The sequence below is a fragment of the Saccharopolyspora aridisoli genome (assembly GCF_004348445.1).
Classification (GTDB): Bacteria; Actinomycetota; Actinomycetes; order Mycobacteriales; family Pseudonocardiaceae; genus Saccharopolyspora; species Saccharopolyspora aridisoli.
Map to the genome: position 1 here is coordinate 1 of NZ_SMKV01000028.1, position 17,071 is coordinate 17,071.

Here is a 17,071-nt window from a genome sequence, read left to right on the forward strand (position 1 = left end):
GGTCAGTTCCCGAACTATTGTGATCTGTTCCTGTTGACTGCGAGGCAGCTTTGAGCATTCTCGGCACCCGGGTCCAACGTGTCGAAGACCCGCGCCTTCTCACAGTCGGCGGTGAAGACCCCGTGCACGCCGGGAGCCGACTTGGCTTCATCGACGTCCACTTCGGTGATGGTGGCGTTCGCCAGCGGGCTGCGGACGAAGAGGACGTGCAGTGCGCCCCGGAGGGCGGGTTCACGCAGGTCGTCCACGTAGGTGCCGCCGACTGTGAGAAGGCGCGGGTCTTCGACACGTTGGACCCGGGTGCCGAGAATGCTCAAAGCTGCCTCGCAGTCAACAGGAACAGATCACAATAGTTCGGGAACTGACCGAGAGTCTTGTGGTCCGGACTGTGAGCCACAAGACTTGACGCCTGGAGAAGTCGGCGTGCCGCGGATTTCGCGGGGCGGGAGGAGCACGGAAGGATTCCCCTCTTCGGGTGAACCCACACTCTGACAACGTTGAATGTCACAGTAAGACCTGACATTGTCGAAGGTTTAGTGTTCGATCACGTCATGACCTCGTTCCTCCAGCAGCTGTCGGGCCCTGCCCCGGCGGATGGCGCGAACCTGGTCCAGATCCTCATCGCCGCGGGAAGTGCCGGACTGCTGGCCGCACTGCTGATCGCGCTCGGATACGGCCACCGCACCGGGAAGATCACGGTGCTCGCCCGCCTCGCCGAACGATCCGAGCGCTCCTGGTTGCTGCGAGGACTCCCCGGCTGGGCCGCGCTCCCGCTGCGGCTGGCGCTGACCTCGCTGCTGGTGACGCTGCTGGGTCTCTACTGGGACATCGCGCTGCGCATCACGCAGGAACGCGAATCCGGACCGCTGTCCAACATCGCGCACTACCCGATCCTGTTCGGGATCTTCGGGCTCTGCGTCGCGGGCACGCTCGCGATGGTGCTGCCCGTCGGCGAGCACCCTGGCCGCGCCGCGCTGCGCATCACCAAGTGCTGGGAAGCGCCCACCAGCGGACTCCTGCTGGGAATCGCCGGCTTCTTCTCGCTGCTCGGTTTCCCGCTCGACGCCGTGTGGCAGCGGCTCTTCGGTCAGGACGTCACGCTGTGGGGTCCCGCGCGGTTGATGGTCATCGGCGGCGTCTCGCTGTCGCTGGTGGCGATGGGTCTGCTGGAACGCGAGGGCAGGTTCGTGCGCACCGGCTGCGCCGAGACGATGCGCGCGCTGTACGTCCGGCGCGGCCTGCTCTGCGGGGCGCTGCTGGTCGGGATGTCGGTCTTCCAAGCGGAGTGGGACTTCGGCGTCCCGCAGTTCCGGATGGTCCTCCAGCCGCTGCTGATCGCCGTCTCCGCCGGCTGCGCGCTGGTGGCCGCGCGGCTGTGGGTCGGGCCCGGCGGCGCGGTGCTCGCGGTCGCGCTGTTCGTGCTCACCCGCGGCTGCACCACCCTGCTCGTCGGGCCGGTGCTCGGCGGACCGGCTGCGGCGATGCCGATGTACGTGATCGAGGCGCTGTGCGTGGAGCTGGCCGCGACCGCGCTGGCCCGGCGACCGCTTGCGCTGGGCGTGTTCTCCGGACTCCTGATCGGAACCATCGGCTACACCAGCGAATACCTGTGGACCGCCGCGGCCTACCGGCTGCCGTGGTCGCCGGACATGCTGCCGGAAGGCGTGCTGATGTCGCTGACCGGCGGCGTCTGCGGCGGTCTGCTCGGGGCGCTGCTGGTGCGGGCGCTGCGCGGTGAGCTACCGCCCGCCCGCACGCGCAACGCCCTGTTCGGGCTGGCGGTCACCGGGATCGCGGTCGCCGTCGCCAACGGGCTGGCCGACACCTCGCCGGACGGCGTCCGCACCAGCGTGGCCGTCGACGAGCGGACCAAGCAGGCCGTGGTGCGCATCGAACCGATCCCGATCGCCCAGCACCCGACCTGGCTGACCATCACCGGCTGGCACGGCGGTTCACTGCACGTCGACCGGCTCACCGAGGTGGAGCCCGGCGTCTACCGCACCAACCAGCCGATGCCGGTGCACCGGCCGTGGAAGACGATCATCCGACTGCACTCCGGCCGCGCGATCCTCGCGACCCCGGTGTTCTTCCCCGCCGACGAGGTCGGGAACGAGCCGGGCGTCGCGACGCCGTCGCAGTTCACCCGCGACGCGCTGCCGGAGCACCAGCTGCTGCGCCGCGAAGCGGCTCCCAGCGTCCCGGATTGGCTCTGGCCCGCCGCCTCGGCGGTGGTCGCGCTCCTCTCCCTGTCCTACGTCCTGGCGCTGGGGTGGGGCGGCCAGCGCATCGGCCGGGCCATCTCGGGCCCGCCGTGCGCCGAACGAGGCCGGACCCCGTCCGGCCTCGCGACCGACTCCCCGTAGTGGCTCGTTCGAGGGATCGGGCAGGGTGATCGTTTGATGTGGTACTTGTCACATTTGGCCGTGGCGGGCAGAGTCTAGGCGGAGGTCCCACCACCTAGGCGCGAGAGGTGTTCGCGATGGCCCGGACGACGACCGAACTGGCCGAGTTCCAACGGGTGCTGGCGCAGCTGCGGACCAGTGCAGGAGCGCTGCGGCACCGCTACGGCGACGCCGCGGTGGTGCGCCGGATCCAGAACGACATCGAGCGGCTCGACATCGACGCCGCCGAGCTGTCCGCCGTGGTTCCCGCCCCGCGGACCGGCGATGACGCCCGCGACGACGTGGTGATCGTGCCGGACACCCCCTACGACCCGTCGCTCTGGCAGGACGCCGACGACGAGGGGCTGGGAGGCCAGTTCCGGCACTGAACCGAGCGGTCGGATGCGGCGCAACCGCTGGTGGACTCAGATGCACCGCCGCGGGTTCTGAGACGTCGGCCTGGCGAGCACGCCGCGACGAGGTGTCCGCCCCTGGGGTGGACGGCATGCACGAGGAGTGGCGCCCCGAGCCCAGGCGGCGTGTCATCAGGTTCCGCTACCTGCACCGCCGAGCAGAGCGATCGCGCAACCTCATCGAACGAAGTTGCGCCCTTTGGGGGACTACCTGGCGCGGTGCGACCTGATCCACAATGAGCGGCCTCATGCTGAGCACGTCGGACGACTCCTGACAACGAGGTCGACGCATGTCCGCACTCGCTAGCTCCACAGGCCGGGCCCGCATCGGCGTGCGCACGCTGCGCACGGACCGCTGGTGGCTTCCGCCGCTGATGACCTTCCTCGGCCTGACGGCCTTCGTGGTCTACGGCCTGGTCCGCACGTTCATGAACCAGTGGTACTGGGTACCGGAGCACAACTACCTGGCGCCGTTCTTCTCGCCGTGCCTGTCCGCGGCATGCGTGCCGGGGTCCAGCCACTTCGGTCAACCGTTCCCGGACCTGGGATGGCTGGTCCCGCCGCCGATCTTCGTGCTGCCGTTCGTGCTCGGGTTCCGGCTGACCTGCTACTACTACCGCAAGGCGTACTACCGGGCGTTCTGGGCGTCGCCGCCGGCCTGCGCGGTCGGCGAGCCGCACGGCCGCTACACCGGCGAGTCCCGGTTCCCGCTGATCATGCAGAACGCGCACCGCTACTTCTTCTACGCGGCGATGCTGGTCGCGGCGGTGCTCACCTACGACACCGCGATCGCCTTCAAGGGCACCGACGGCGGTGTCGGCGCCGGGCTGGGCACGCTGCTGATGGTGGTCAACGTGGTGCTGCTGTGGGCGTACACGCTGTCCTGCCACTCCTGCCGCCACCTCGTCGGCGGACGCCTCAACCACTTCTCCAAGCACCCGGTGCGCTACTGGCTCTGGACCAAGATCACCTGGCTCAACGGCAAGCACATGCTGCTGGCCTGGTGCTCGCTCGCCTCGGTGGCGCTGGTCGACCTGTACGTGATGTTGGTGGCCGGCGGATTCATCAGCGATCTCAGACTGGTCAACTGACATTCCCGGGGTGGTCCGCGTTGCGGTGCAGGTGGGAGGACCCGAGCGCGTCCCTGGCTGTGGGACCTCCTCCTCGTGAACGTCGAATCGCGGCGTCGGAGTGGTCCTCGCCAGGAACGCGCTCACAACCCCCGGCGGTGCGGGTGGCGAGGGTGGTCGGCGAAAGAGAGAGCGGCTCCGCCGCTTCCCAACGAATGCTGAAGGACTGGATGTGGAGATCGAACGGCACGAGTACGACGTGGTCGTGATCGGCGCCGGTGGCGCGGGTCTGCGCGCGGCGATCGAGACGCGTTCGAAGGGGCTGCGGACCGCCGTGGTGTGCAAGTCCCTGTTCGGCAAGGCGCACACGGTGATGGCCGAGGGCGGCATCGCCGCCTCGATGGGCAACGTCAACTCCCGCGACGACTGGCAGGTGCACTTCCGCGACACCATGCGCGGCGGGAAGTTCCTGAACAACTGGCGGATGGCCGAGCTGCACGCGCGCGAGGCGCCGCAGCGGGTGTGGGAGCTGGAGACCTACGGGGCGCTGTTCGACCGGACCCCGGACGGCCGGATCAGCCAGCGCAACTTCGGCGGCCACGAGTACCCGAGGCTCGCGCACGTCGGCGACCGGACCGGCCTGGAGCTGATCCGCACGTTGCAGCAGAAGATCGTCTCGTTGCAGCAGGAGGACCACGCGGAGTTCGGCGACTACGAGGCGCGCATCAAGGTCTTCCAGGAGTGCGCGGTCACCGAACTGCTCAAGGACGGCCCCGCTGTCTCCGGGGCGTTCGGTTACTGGCGGGAGTCCGGGCGGTACGTGCTCTTCGACGCGCCCGCGATCATCCTCGCCACCGGTGGCATCGGCAAGTCGTTCAAGGTCACCTCGAACTCCTGGGAGTACACCGGCGACGGGCACGCGCTTGCCCTGCGCGCCGGGGCCTCGCTGATCAACATGGAGTTCGTGCAGTTCCACCCGACCGGCATGGTGTGGCCGCCGAGCGTGAAGGGAATCCTGGTCACCGAATCGGTGCGCGGTGACGGAGGTGTGCTGCGCAACTCCGAGGGCCGCCGGTTCATGTTCAACTACATCCCCGAGGTGTTTAAGGACAACTACGCCGACAGCGAGGCCGAGGCGGACCGTTGGTACGACGACCCGGACAACAACCGCAGACCGCCCGAACTGCTGCCGCGCGACGAGGTCGCGCGCGCCATCAACAACGAGGTCAAGGAAGGCCGGGGCTCTGAGCACGGCGGCGTCTTCCTCGACGTGGCGACCCGTTTGCCCGCCGAGGCCATCATCAAGCGACTGCCGTCGATGCACCACCAGTTCAAGGAACTGGCCGATGTGGACATCACCGCCGAATCCATGGAGGTCGGACCGACCTGCCACTACGTGATGGGCGGGGTCGAGGTCGAGCCCGATACCGCGGCTTCCCGGGTGCCCGGTCTGTTCGCCGCGGGTGAGGTCGCCGGCGGCATGCACGGGTCGAACCGGTTGGGCGGCAACTCGTTGTCGGACCTGCTGGTCTTCGGCCGCCGCGCCGGAGCGGGCGCGGCCGGGTACGTGCGGGGTCTGTCGGCACGACCGTCGATCAGCTCGTCCGATGTGGACGCTGCGGCCGTGCGCGCCGCCGACCCGTTCAACCCCGTCGACGGGCGGAGCGAGAACCCCTACGCGCTGCACTCCGAGTTGCAGCAGGCGATGAACGACCTCGTCGGCATCATCCGGAAGGGGGAGGAGATGCGGGAAGCGCTGGACCGGCTGCGCGAGCTGGTGGGGCGAGCCGAACACCTCGAGGTGGAGGGCAACCGCCAGTTCAACCCGGGCTGGCACCTGGCCATCGACCTGCGCAACATGCTGCTGGTCAGCGAATGCGTGGCCCGCGCCGCCCTGCTGCGCACTGAGAGCCGGGGCGGCCACACCCGCGACGACCACCCGGCGATGGAAGCCCGGTGGCGCCGAAAACTGCTGGTCTGCCAGCAGTCCGGGGACGGCGTCGAGGTCACCGAGCAGCCGCAGGTGCCGATGCGGCCGGACCTGCTGGAGCTGTTCAAGCTGGAAGAGCTGCGCAAGTACTACACCGAGGACGAGCTCTCGGACGTCCAGGCGAAGGAGCTGTGATGGGGTACCAGGCGCACTTCCGGGTGTGGCGCGGCGCCGACGACGGCGAGCTGCGGGACTACACCGTCGAGGTCAACGAGGGCGAGGTCGTCCTCGACGTCGTCCACCGCTTGCAGGCGACGCAGGCCCCGGACATGGCGGTCCGCTGGAACTGCAAGGCGGGCAAATGCGGCTCCTGCTCGGCCGAGATCAACGGGCGGCCGCGGCTGATGTGCATGGCCCGGATGTCCACCTTCACCGAGGCCGAGACCGTCACGATCACCCCGATGCGCACGTTCCCCCTGATCAAGGACCTGGTGACGGACGTGTCCTACAACTACGTCAAGTCCCGAGAGGTCCCGGCGTTCACACCGCCCGCCGATCTCGAACCCGGTGAGTACCGGATGCAGCAGGTCGATGTGCAGCGCTCGCAGGAGTTCCGCAAGTGCATCGAGTGCTTCCTCTGCCAGGACACCTGCCACGTCATCCGCGACCACGAGGAGAACAAGGAGACCTTCTCCGGTCCCCGCTACCTGCTGCGCGTCGCAGAGCTCGAGATGCACCCGCTCGACGAGGCCCGCGGCCGTCCCGAACAAGCGAGGGGCGACCACGGGCTCGGGTTGTGCAACATCACCAAGTGCTGCAGCGAGGTGTGCCCGGAGAACATCCGCATCACCGACAACGCCCTCATCCCGCTGAAAGAACGAGTCGCCGACACGCGCTACGACCCGATCCTCCGGTTCTTCAGGAAGAAGGAGGAGTGATCTTCGATCCCGAGAAGGCCCACCGGTGAGCATCGGTGGGCCTTCTCAGTTCGGGCGTGAGTCGCTGCGTGGGAGATCCGGCCGTGTAGGTTGAGCTGGCGGGCGCCGTCCGGATGTCGACCGAGCTCGCGCGGAGCTGGCGGTTCCCCGAATTCCCCATTATTCACGGTACTTCTCATCGCGTTCACCTGCGGTTGCGCGCAATTCACGATCACCCGCGCGCTGGCAAAGCTGTGAATTTTCCTGGCGAATTTGCGCGAGTATTTCGCGCTGCTCTCGAGAATCGCAGATCGCGACCGTTCCCCCGCTGTTTCGCGTCCATTGTGGAGATCCTCGCGCGCTATGGCGTTTTCTTGCCATGGCTGTCGTTCGACGGGCATCGCCGGTTACGTTCCAAAGCGAACGGAGTCGATTCAGATGGACATCAACCGACCAGTCGCGGGGACCGCGCCGAGGTCGGCCGGACAGCGGATGGGACCCGTACCTCGACGAGGGCCCAGCACTCCGCCGAATGGCTTCCCACCTCGCGAATCCCCGCCCTGTCGCCGGCTCGGTGACAGGGGCCGGCGGCCGGACGTCGCGAAACCCCGAGGCGGCGTCCGGCCGCCACCGGCCGATGCAGACCCCCAGAAGATCTCGGTCAACGCCGACCGCTGGAAATGACGATTCCCAACGGTTTCCAGGTATTCGGGAGATCCGTTGCGGATTGAACGAGTTCCTCGTGGTTCTGGCGCTGGCTGCCAGAGGAAGTGCGGCGGACGTGCAGCAGATTCTCGTGGCATTCGACGGATTCGTTCCGGTGGTGACGACACTGCTCTTGATCGCGGTCGCCGTCGGATTCGGATCAGGATTGCTCCGCGGCTATTCGACCGAGCCGTTCGTGATGCGGCAGCCGTTGATCGACGGCGCCCTGGCCTACTCGGTGCTGGTCGTGGGGTACCTGGTCTTCACGCCTCAGGTGCCGACCCTGGAGCCCTTCCGGCCCGACATCGGCAACGACGTCTCGGAGGCGCTCGCCGCCGCGCCGGGGGACTCGCAGCCGTGGCTCCAGCTGGCCGGCAACCTCGTGCTGCTGCTGCCTCTGAGCGTGCTGGTGCCGCAACGGGTTCCGTGGTTCGACAACCTGGCCAAGATCGCGTTGGGCGGCCTGGTGTGCTCGTCCTCGATCGAGGCGATCCAGTTCGCCGCGATCAGCGGCCGGGTCTGCTCCACCGATGACATCGTCTGCAACACCGTCGGCGCCGTGCTCGGCGGGATGCTGGTGCGGCTGCCGTGCTGGATCAGCCCCACCAGCCGTCCGCAGCACCGGCCCACCGGCGACAGCGATCCGACGGTCTGGCTGCTCATCGCCCGCGTGGAGCACGAGCGGCAATGCCGCCAGGCGGCAGCCCAGAGCCGTCAGAGCCTCCCGCGCCGGCGCCCGGTCCTGCCGCAGCAGCCGGTGTTCACCAAGCGCCCGGCGCTCGCAGGCCAAGACGCCTTCCACCAGCCGCCTCGCCTGGTCGGGCCGCCGCAGCAGCGGCGCCCGCTGCAACGCACCCGCTGACCCCGGTGGTCGGGGCCCCTCCCGTCGCGCTCCCGACCACCGGCCCAGCGGGCGCGAGCGGCGCAGCCGCGAGTGGTCACTGAGCAGCCCGGCTCCGCTGCGGGTCCTGAGACGTCGTCCGATGCTTGCAAATGTTGCAACAGGAGTGGTGCCCGGAGTCAGGCCTCTGCACGACTGCAGGAACCACTAGGAGTTGAGCTTCTGGTTCCGCTCGCTCATGTACCGCCCGAGGTCGCGGACCTCCTGCTCCAGCTGCGGGATGAGCTTGATCAGCTGCCGCCGCATGAACAGCTCCACCAGCGCCGAGCCCGGCAGGTTGCGCAGCCAGTGCATGAGCATGACGCCGCGCGGGACGTAGACGCGGCGCTTGCGGCGCTCGACGGCGTTGGCGAAGGCCCGCGCGCACGCGTCCGGGGTGGTGATCGCGCGCATCGGCCACGGCAGGCGCTCGCGCATCTCGGTGAAGGTCTTGAGGTCGCCGGCGACCTCGCGCACCAGGTCGGTGTCGATCCACGACGGGTGCGCCGAACCGACCGACACGCCCAGGTGCAGCACCTCCATGCGCAGCGCCGACGCGAACGCCTCGGACGCGGCCTTGCTCGCGGTGTAGGCGGCCATGCCGCCGATCGGGGCGAACGCCGACAGGGAGGACACCACCAGCAGGTAGCCCTTGCTCGCGGCCAGCTCCGGCATCACCGCGCGGGCGGTGTGGAACACGCCGTTGACGTTGACGTCCATGGTCTTGAGGAACCCGCGCGGGTCGCTCTCCCGGACGCTGCCCAGCGGCGCGATGCCCGCGTTGGCGATGGCGGCGTCGATGCGGCCGAACTTCGCCGTCGCGGCGTCGACGGCGGCCTGCAGCGAGTCGGGGTCAGTGACGTCCGCTTCGGCCCAGAAGTGGCCCTCGCCGAGCTCGGCGGTGACCTTGGCCAGTTCCTCGGGCTCCAGGCCGACCAGGGCGAGCTTGGCGCCGCGCTTGGCGAGCTCGCGCGCGGTCTCGGCGCCGATACCCCTGGCGCCTCCCGTGATCAGGACGACCTTGCCGGACACGTTCGGCATCTGCTCTCCCTCGAGTCAGCCCGCTTATCTACTCCGCAGTAGCTTACTTGCAGTAGCTTACTCTCGGTAGGTTGTGGCGGGAAGAGCGAAGGAAAAGGGCACCCGCGACGAATCGCGGGTGCCCTTCCTGGAACGAGGGGAGGATCAGGCCATCGCGTTGAGCTTCGCGGTGATCTCCTGCTGCTCGGTCGCGAGCTCGGTGGCGAGCTCGGTGAGCTCTGCGTCGTTCTGGGCCGACTTGGCCAGCGTGGCGGCCTCGTTGACCAGGGTCAGCACCTCCTGCTTCCACTGCGCGTCGAAGGCCGGGCCGCTCAGCGCGGACAGCGCGGCGTCGGCGGACGCGGGCTGCCCGGTGCCGCCACCGTGCTGCTGGAGCTCGGTGACCTGCTCGGTCGCCGACTGCTTGAGCTCCGCCGCGACCTCCTTGGCCTGCGGGCTGGTCGCCTTGGTGACGGCGAGCTCGGCCAGCGCCAGCACCTGCTGGCGGTTGCTCAGCAGCTGAGCGGCGGGGCCGCTCGCGCCGTGCTCGCCGGTCGAGGCCTGACCGGCCATCTTCGGCGCGTCGGCGGGCGGGGTGCCCGGGGCCGGCGGCTGGTCGCTGTCGTACTCGGCCGGTGTGCAGCCCGCGAGTGCGATACCGCCGACCAGCACAGCGCCGATGATCGTGCTCTTCCGCACGTGCTTCCCCTCCAGGATCTGGTGGACGTCGTCCCAGGGCTGCCCCGTGCGAACGCAGGCGGGCTGCCGGACCTGTTGCCACGTAGGTTATCTGTCCGCCTCGTGGGCGGTTCGCCCGACGTCTTCCTGGTCGCCGTGTGTCTGATGGATCTCACCGCGGGTGACGATCGAGCGCGCGATGAATAGGGTGGCTACGGCCCGGCCGAACTCCGGCCGGACCCCGGGACTAGTATCCGCACTCGGCGGCATCGCGACCGGCTCCCCGGCAGGGCTCCTGCCGGGCGTCGCGTGCGGTCACCGACCCAACCCGGGTCGGGGCGGATCCGTCCGGGTCCGAGAAGGCTTCAAAGGGAGTGCAGGAGGCACCGTGACGGCCGTCGCGCCACAGCCGATCGCCACGCGCCCCTATCCGGTGCGCAAAACGGTTAAGGGGTCGTTCCTGGCGCGGATGTTCCGCACCACGGACCACAAGCAGATCGGCATCCTCTACCTGGTCACCTCGATCGCGTTCTTCCTGGTCGGCGGCCTGATGGCGATGCTGATCCGCGGCGAGCTGGCCGTTCCGGGACTTCAGTTCCTGTCGCAGGAGCAGTACAACCAGCTGTTCACCATGCACGGCACGATCATGCTGCTGCTGTACGCGACCCCGATCCTGTTCGGTTTCGCGAACTACATCCTTCCGCTGCAGATCGGCTCGCCGGACGTCGCGTTCCCGCGGCTGAACGCGTTCGGGTACTGGCTCTACTTGTTCGGCGGCCTGATGGTCGTCAGCGGCTTCCTGCTGCCGGGTGGCGCGGCCGACTTCGGTTGGTTCGCCTACACCCCGCTGTCGGACGCGCTGCACTCGCCGGGACACGGCGCGGACATGTGGATCGCCGGTCTGGCCGTCTCCGGTCTGGGCACGATCCTCGGTGCGGTCAACATGCTGACCACCGTTGTCTGCTTGCGCGCGCCGGGCATGACGATGTTCCGGATGCCGATCTTCACCTGGAACATCCTGGTCACCAGCGTGCTGATCCTGATGGCGTTCCCGATCCTGACCGCCGCGCTGTTCGGTCTCATGGCCGACCGCCACCTGGGCGCCCACGTCTTCGACCCGGCCAACGGCGGCGTCATCCTGTGGCAGCACCTGTTCTGGTTCTTCGGTCACCCCGAGGTCTACATCGTCGCGCTGCCGTTCTTCGGCATCGTCTCGGAGATCTTCCCGGTGTTCAGCCGCAAGCCGCTGTTCGGCTACTCGGGCCTGGTCTACGCGACCCTGGGCATCGCCGCGCTGTCGGTCGTCGTGTGGGCGCACCACATGTACGCCACCGGCGCCGTGCTGCTGCCGTTCTTCGCGTTCACCACGTTCCTGATCGCGGTCCCGACCGGTGTGAAGTTCTTCAACTGGATCGGCACCATGTGGAAGGGGCAGCTGACCTTCGAGTCGCCGATGATCTTCAGCGTCGGCTTCCTGGTCACCTTCCTCTTCGGTGGTCTCACCGGTGTCCTGCTGGCCATGCCGCCGGTCGACTTCCACGTGTCGGACACCTACTTCGTGGTCGCGCACTTCCACTACGTGCTCTACGGCACGATCGTGTTCGCCACCTTCGCCGGCATCTACTTCTGGTTCCCGAAGATGACGGGCCGGATGATGGACGAGCGGCTCGGCAAGCTGCACTTCTGGTTGACCTTCATCGGCTTCCACGGCACGTTCCTGGTCCAGCACTGGCTGGGCAACGAGGGCATGCCGCGCCGGTACGCCGACTACCTGGAGTCCGACGGCTTCACCGCCCTGAACACGGTCTCCACGATCGGCGCGTTCATCCTGGGCGCCTCGATGCTCCCGTTCATCTACAACATCTTCAAGAGCTACCGGTACGGCGAGGTCGCCGAGGTCGACGACCCGTGGGGCTACGGCAACTCGCTGGAGTGGGCGACCTCCTGCCCGCCGCCGCGGCACAACTTCAAGGAGCTGCCGCGGATCCGCTCCGAGCGTCCGGCGTTCGAGCTGCACTACCCGCACATCTCCGAGCGGATTCGGCTCGAGGCTCACCTGTCCCTGACCGGCAAGACCTTGGCGCACAAGCACGAGGAAGGCAGTGGCGGTACCGCCACCCTGACTCAGCCGCCCAAGACCAAGGGCGACTCGGACCGGGACGACACCACCGAGAAGTGACCTCGTCGATAGCCCCGAACGGCACGGTTGTGCCAGGGTAGGGCTAGCTCGACGGCGAGCCCCGGCGGGCCACAGGCCTGCCGGGGCTCGTTGCGTTCTTCCCAGAGGGTGAGGTGAATGGCAAACGTAGCGGCGCGGTTAGCGGAACCCGACGGCTTCCGTGGACTCCGTGCGCCACGCCTCATGCGTGCCAACACACGGCGTCGCGGCGTACTCGCCACGAGAGCCTTGAGGACCCGCGGCGGTGCGAGCTGCTCGGGTGTTGGAGGAGGAAGCGGCTTCGCCGCTTGGCCACAGCCGTTCCCACGCCCTCTGAGTCCACCTTTCTCGGTTAGAGAGGAACTTCCGCAGTCGTGAGCTCCCATGCGACCACCGTGCTGATCACCGTTACCGGCAAGGACAAGCCCGGTGTCACGTCCGTGCTCTTCGCCGCCCTGACACGCCACGGCGTGGACATCGTCGACGTGGAACAGGTGGTGATCCGCGGCCGCCTCGTGCTGGGTGTGCTGGTGTCCACCGAGATCGATCCGGAGAGGCTGCAGGAGGCCGTCGAACAGGCGATGGCGACGGTCGGCATGGTCGTCGACGTCGAGATCGGCGCGGAGGACATCGACGCGGCCAAGCTCGGCTCCACGCACGCCGTCGTCGTGCTCGGGCAGCCGGTGACCGCCCGCAACTTCGGCGACGTGTCCCGGGCCCTGGCTGAGATCAACGTCAACATCGACTCCATCCGCCGCGTCGCCGACTACCCGGTGACCGGGCTCGAACTGCAGGTCTCCGCCCCGAAGGCGGAGGACGACGCCGAGCTCACCGAGGCGATGGCCGCGCTCGCGGCCAGCACCGGCGTCGACCTCGCCGTCGAGCGCACCGGCCTGTCCCGCCGCGCCAAGCGGCTGGTGGTCTTCGACGTCGACTCCACGCTGATCCAGGGCGAGGTCATCGAGATGCTGGCCCGCCGCGCCGGCTGCGAGGACCAGGTCCGCGAGGTCACCGAGCGCGCCATGCGCGGCGAGCTGGACTTCGCCGAGTCGCTGCGCCAGCGGGTCGCGGTCCTGGAAGGGCTGCCCGCCACCGTGCTCGACGAGGTGGCCGCCGAGCTGGAGCTCACGCCTGGTGCGCGGACCACGATCCGCACGCTGCGCAGGCTCGGCTTCCACACCGGAGTCGTCTCCGGGGGTTTCACCCAGATCATCGACCAGCTGGTGGACGAGCTGGGGTTGGACTTCAGCGCGGCCAACGAGCTGGAGGTCGTCGACGGCAAGCTCACCGGTCGGGTCATCGGCGAGATCGTCGACCGGCCGGGCAAGGCCAAGGCGCTCCGCCAGTTCGCCGAGTCCTTCGGCGTTCCCGCCGCGCAGTGCGTGGCCGTCGGTGACGGTGCCAACGACATCGACATGCTCACCGCCGCCGGGCTCGGCGTGGCGTTCAACGCCAAGCCGGCGCTGCGCGAGGTCGCCGACACCGCGCTGTCTTACCCGTTCCTGGACACGGTGCTGTTCGTGCTGGGCGTGACGCGCGCCGAGATCGAGGCCGCCGACGCCGAGGACGGCGTCCTGCGACGGGTGCCACTCGACCAGTGATTCCGGAACACCTGCGGCGTGGCGGGAGTTGAGCAGATCGTGTTGCCGCTTTCCGTGCTCGACCCGCTCCTCCCCCGCTACGCCCAGTGGCTCGCGCTGCCGGGCGAGGCCACTTCCGACACCTCGGACGAGGACCCCGACAACGTGGTGCTGATGCCGGTGGTGCTGCGCATCGAGCGCCGCGAACCCCCGGCTCGCACGGCGCTGCTGGAGGCGGCGGCCGCTGCCGCGCTCGCCGCCTGCCTCGACGAGCGCTGCGCTCCTGGAGGGGAGTGGCACGAGGCGATGCACGGCTGGATCTCCGGCCGCATCCGCAAGGTCACCCGCCGCGCGCGGGGCGCGCACTGGGAGGCGGTGCAGGCGCTGCCCGGCATCACCGTCGAGGTCGGTGGCGCCGAGGTCCGCGCGCTGCTGCCGGTGCGGGTGGCGGACATGCCCAAGGAGCTCAGCCGCCTGCAGATCTCGGGCAGCGAACTCGAGCCCGACGAGCCGGGCCCGGTCCAGGCCGGCGCACCGGTCCTGTGGCTCAACCCCGACGTCCCCATGAGCGCGGGCAAGTCCGCAGCGCAGGTAGGGCACGCCACGATGATCCTGGCGGCGCAGCTGCACGGCGAAGGGCTCGACGCGGAGCTGGAGCGGTGGGCGGTCGACGGCTACCCGTGTGCGGTCCGCGAAGCGTCCCCGGAGACGTGGGCCGACCTGCATCCCGCGGACGACCCTGGAACGGCCTGGCGCGAGTCCCGGATCGCCGTGGTCAGAGACGCGGGCTTCACCGAAGTCGACCCGGGCACCGTCACCGTCCTCGCCCAGTGGCCCGGGTGACCGGATTCCAGTGGAAGTCCGGTCACTGATCCCCATTGAACTCGGAGACCCGATTCCCATTGAAATCCCGTCACCGCGTACGGGCGCGTGGTTGATCGTCCACCTCTGAGGAGGGGGCGGTCAGTCGGCGCCGAGGCCTCGGGCTGCGAGGGCTTCGCCGAGGTCGTCGGCGTGGCGGAGGGTCCGGACGAGGAAGGGGATGGCGAAGGCCGGCAGGGAGCGGTCCGCGCCTCTCGCCCGCTGGGCTTCCCGGACCTGGGTGGCGATCGTGGAGAGCGCCGCGATCGCTTGCACCGTGAGACCCACCAGCAGACCGACCCGTTCCGGGCGGACGCCGAAGCGGCTGAAGGGCGTGAGCGCTCGCTCCACCGAGGTGACCAGGTCGTCGACCCTGGTGACCAGGGTGAAGAGGTTCGCCGCCGCGAGGGTCGCCAGCAGCCGGAGGCTGATCGTCTCGGCTCGGGCGAGGTCGAGCATCCACCACTGGAGGGCGAAGACGATCGCGACCAGCGGAACCAGGAACCGGCCGATCTGCCAGGCGCGGCGCAGCGGAATCCGCCCGACCGCGTAGCCGCCGACCGCCGCCAGCACGCACACCACCAGCGGAGACGGGGCGCTCAGGGCGAACGTGACGATCGCGAAGACCAGCAGCGCCAGCAGCTTCCAGCCCGCGCCGAAGCGGTGGAGCGGGCTGGTCCCCGGCTCGTAGAGGCCCAGCGGGTTCACCCGATCAGCTCCCGGTAGAAGCCAACCGCCGACTCCGGGGTGTCATCGGCGACGACCCGCCCCCGGTCCAGGACGATGACGCGGTCGAAATCGGCGAGCAGGTCGAGGTCGTGGGTGACCAGCACGACCTGCTGCTCCAGCCCGGACAGCACCTCGGCGAAGTGCCGCTTGTTGCGCAGGTCCAGCAGGGTCGTGGGCTCGTCGCAGACCAGGACGTCGGGTTCCAGCACGAGCATCGAGCACAGCGCGAGCAGCTGCTTCTGCCCGCCGGAGAGCTGGTGCGCGGGATGCTCGGCGTAGCCCGCCAGCCCGTGCAGGGCCAGCACCTCGACCGCGCGCTGCTGACGCTCGGCCTTCGACAGGCCCTGCTTGCGCAGCGAGAACGCGACGTCCTCACCGGCGGTGGGCATGACGATCTGGCTGTCGGGGTGGGTGAAGACGAACCCGACGCGGCGCCGGACCTCGCGGCCGTTGCGAGCCACGTCGAGACCGTCGACGAGCACCCGGCCCCGGCTCGGCCGCACCAGACCGTTGATCATCCGAGCGAGCGTGGACTTGCCGGAGCCGTTGGCGCCGACGAACGCCACCCGCCGCTCGGGCAGCCGCAGATCCACGCCGTCCAGCACCGCGCGCCCGTCGTAGCTGTGCCCGACGCGTTCGAATTCGATCAACCCACTCGCTCCCACATCGTCGCCACGCCCAGCCCGCCGCCGGAGGACAGCGCGGCCATGCCGATCCGCGGCCCGTCCTGCCGGACCATCCGGCTGAACAACCGGACCACCAGCACCGCGCCCGACGCGCCCCACGGGTGCCCGAGCGCGATCGCGCCGCCGTCCGGTCCGGCCAGCTCGTGATCGAGGCCGGCCGCGTCCAGGCACGCGAGGGCCTGACCGGCGAACGCCTCGTTGAACTCGACGACCTCCGGGCTGTGCCGCTCGCGCAGCGCCCGCATCGCGGGGACCGCGCCCAGTCCGAGCCGGTTCGGACTCACCCCTGAGTTTCGCCAGCCGATCAGCCGCAGCCCCGGCACACCCAGTTCCGCGCGCTGCTCCTCGCTGGTGACCAGCACCGCCGCGGCACCGTCGCTGATGCCGCAGGAGTTCGCGGCGGTCGCCGTCCCGTCGGGGGTGAAGGCCGGGCGGAACCGGGCCAGGCGCTCCGGGGTGAAGCCCCGGCGGGGACGTTCGTCCTTCGTCGCGGAGCCGATCGGCACCAGCTCGGCGTCGAAGCGACCCGCGTCCTGGGCCGCGACGGCGCGCGCATGGCTGCGGGCGGCGAAGGCGTCCTGGCGCTCCCGGTCGATGCCGGCTTCGGCGGCGACCAGGTCGGCGGCCGGACCCATGTCGGGATCGCCGATGTCGGCGGGGGCGAACGGGGCGCGCTGGTAGAAGCGCGGCGGCTCGGTCGCGTTCCTCGGCCGCCACGCCCGCCACGGCGCCGTTGACGGGCTCTCCACGCCTCCCGCCAAGAAGAACTCGTCGCCGGAAACCATCGAGGCGGCAGTGGTGATGGCCGAGAGCCCGCTGGCGCACTGGCGGTCGATCGTCATGCCCGGCGTCGCCTCACCGAGTCCGGCGCGAAGCGCGGCCACCCGGGCGGGGTTGCCACCGGGCCCGAGGACGTTGCCCAGCAGCACGTCGTCGACGCGCTCGATCCCGGCGTCGTCGAGGACCGCGCGCAGCACCGGGGCAGCGAGCCGGTCGGCCTCGACGTCGCGGAGAAGACCGCCCGCCTCACCGATGGGGGAGCGGCGGGCCGCGATGATCACCG

General features: G+C 69.4%; 14 protein-coding genes and 1 pseudogene. 9 read left to right on the forward strand and 6 right to left on the reverse strand.

Translation table 11 applies throughout. The features are described 5' to 3' along the window. Positions 1-107: 107 nt before the first annotated feature. Positions 108-317 (reverse strand): annotated as a pseudogene (locus E1161_RS19835) (hypothetical protein); the annotation flags it as partial. A gap of 234 nt (positions 318-551) precedes the next feature. On the opposite strand from E1161_RS19835, the gene E1161_RS19840 reads away from it, so the two are divergent. The 6 genes from E1161_RS19840 to E1161_RS19865 all read left to right on the forward strand — a co-directional run bounded on the left by E1161_RS19840 (position 552) and on the right by E1161_RS19865 (position 8,278). After that, positions 552-2,363, forward strand: a complete 1,812-nt coding sequence (locus tag E1161_RS19840; protein ID WP_132625475.1) for a hypothetical protein — start codon at positions 552-554, stop codon at positions 2,361-2,363. 116 nt (positions 2,364-2,479) lie between these two features. Next, the gene (locus E1161_RS19845; protein ID WP_132625477.1) at positions 2,480-2,770 is read left to right on the forward strand and encodes a hypothetical protein; all 291 of its coding nucleotides are present in this window, start codon (positions 2,480-2,482) and stop codon (positions 2,768-2,770) included. Between the two features lie 314 nt (positions 2,771-3,084). Then, positions 3,085-3,885, forward strand: a complete 801-nt coding sequence (locus E1161_RS19850) for a hypothetical protein (RefSeq protein ID WP_132625479.1) — start codon at positions 3,085-3,087, stop codon at positions 3,883-3,885. A 211-nt stretch (positions 3,886-4,096) separates the two neighbouring features. After that, on the forward strand, positions 4,097-5,989 hold the full coding sequence (locus E1161_RS19855; protein ID WP_132625481.1) for a fumarate reductase/succinate dehydrogenase flavoprotein subunit: 1,893 nt from the start codon (positions 4,097-4,099) through the stop codon (positions 5,987-5,989). Beyond that, the gene (locus E1161_RS19860; RefSeq protein ID WP_132625483.1) at positions 5,989-6,732 is read left to right on the forward strand and encodes a succinate dehydrogenase/fumarate reductase iron-sulfur subunit; all 744 of its coding nucleotides are present in this window, start codon (positions 5,989-5,991) and stop codon (positions 6,730-6,732) included. The genes E1161_RS19855 and E1161_RS19860 overlap by 1 nt, the downstream gene beginning before the upstream one ends. 802 nt (positions 6,733-7,534) lie before the next feature. Further along, positions 7,535-8,278 carry a VanZ family protein gene (locus E1161_RS19865; RefSeq protein ID WP_235875162.1) on the forward strand — a complete coding sequence of 248 codons (744 nt, stop codon included), beginning with the start codon at positions 7,535-7,537 and terminating at the stop codon, positions 8,276-8,278. Between the two features lie 186 nt (positions 8,279-8,464). Here the strand turns inward: E1161_RS19865 and E1161_RS19870 are convergent, their stop codons facing one another. Beyond that, the gene (locus E1161_RS19870; RefSeq protein WP_132625487.1) at positions 8,465-9,337 is read right to left on the reverse strand and encodes an SDR family oxidoreductase; all 873 of its coding nucleotides are present in this window, start codon (positions 9,335-9,337) and stop codon (positions 8,465-8,467) included. Positions 9,338-9,481: 144 nt separating this feature from the next. Further along, entirely contained in the window at positions 9,482-10,015 is a 534-nt protein-coding gene (locus E1161_RS19875; protein WP_132625489.1) for a DUF305 domain-containing protein, read from the reverse strand. Between the two features lie 367 nt (positions 10,016-10,382). Between E1161_RS19875 and ctaD the strand changes: the two genes are divergently transcribed. From ctaD to E1161_RS19890, 3 genes are all read left to right on the forward strand, one after another. Continuing rightward, complete coding sequence (gene ctaD / locus E1161_RS19880) at positions 10,383-12,173, forward strand: aa3-type cytochrome oxidase subunit I (protein WP_235875163.1); 1,791 nt, start codon at positions 10,383-10,385, stop codon at positions 12,171-12,173. 353 nt (positions 12,174-12,526) lie between these two features. Continuing rightward, positions 12,527-13,753: a phosphoserine phosphatase SerB gene (serB, locus tag E1161_RS19885; RefSeq protein ID WP_132625491.1), complete on the forward strand. Its 1,227-nt coding sequence runs from the start codon at positions 12,527-12,529 to the stop codon at positions 13,751-13,753. Positions 13,754-13,771: 18 nt separating this feature from the next. Beyond that, a complete protein-coding gene (locus tag E1161_RS19890; RefSeq protein ID WP_235875164.1) occupies positions 13,772-14,575 on the forward strand; it encodes an aminoacyl-tRNA hydrolase in 804 nt (267 codons plus the stop codon). Positions 14,576-14,695: 120 nt separating this feature from the next. Here E1161_RS19890 and E1161_RS19895 read toward each other — a convergent pair whose 3' ends face one another. Genes E1161_RS19895 through E1161_RS19905 form a run of 3 tightly spaced genes read right to left on the reverse strand, consistent with a single transcriptional unit; the run spans position 14,696 to position 17,069 of the window. Then, positions 14,696-15,301: an energy-coupling factor transporter transmembrane component T family protein gene (locus E1161_RS19895; protein WP_132625493.1), complete on the reverse strand. Its 606-nt coding sequence runs from the start codon at positions 15,299-15,301 to the stop codon at positions 14,696-14,698. Then, positions 15,298-15,972, reverse strand: coding sequence for an energy-coupling factor ABC transporter ATP-binding protein (locus tag E1161_RS19900; protein WP_132625495.1), 675 nt, complete (start codon positions 15,970-15,972; stop codon positions 15,298-15,300). The genes E1161_RS19895 and E1161_RS19900 overlap by 4 nt, the downstream gene beginning before the upstream one ends. Further along, positions 15,969-17,069, reverse strand: a complete 1,101-nt coding sequence (locus E1161_RS19905; protein ID WP_132625600.1) for a thiolase family protein — start codon at positions 17,067-17,069, stop codon at positions 15,969-15,971. The genes E1161_RS19900 and E1161_RS19905 overlap by 4 nt, the downstream gene beginning before the upstream one ends. Positions 17,070-17,071 lie beyond the last annotated feature (2 nt).

What these genes read in the sequence shown, in the direction of transcription:
- E1161_RS19870 (WP_132625487.1), bottom strand. Translation starts at nt 9,337, where the DNA reads ATGCCGAACGTGTCCGGCAAGGTCGTCCTGATCACGGGAGGCGCCAGG.
- E1161_RS19845 (WP_132625477.1), top strand. Translation starts at nt 2,480, where the DNA reads ATGGCCCGGACGACGACCGAACTGGCCGAGTTCCAACGGGTGCTGGCG.
- E1161_RS19840 (WP_132625475.1), top strand. Translation starts at nt 552, where the DNA reads ATGACCTCGTTCCTCCAGCAGCTGTCGGGCCCTGCCCCGGCGGATGGC.
- E1161_RS19860 (WP_132625483.1), top strand. Translation starts at nt 5,989, where the DNA reads ATGGGGTACCAGGCGCACTTCCGGGTGTGGCGCGGCGCCGACGACGGC.
- E1161_RS19850 (WP_132625479.1), top strand. Translation starts at nt 3,085, where the DNA reads ATGTCCGCACTCGCTAGCTCCACAGGCCGGGCCCGCATCGGCGTGCGC.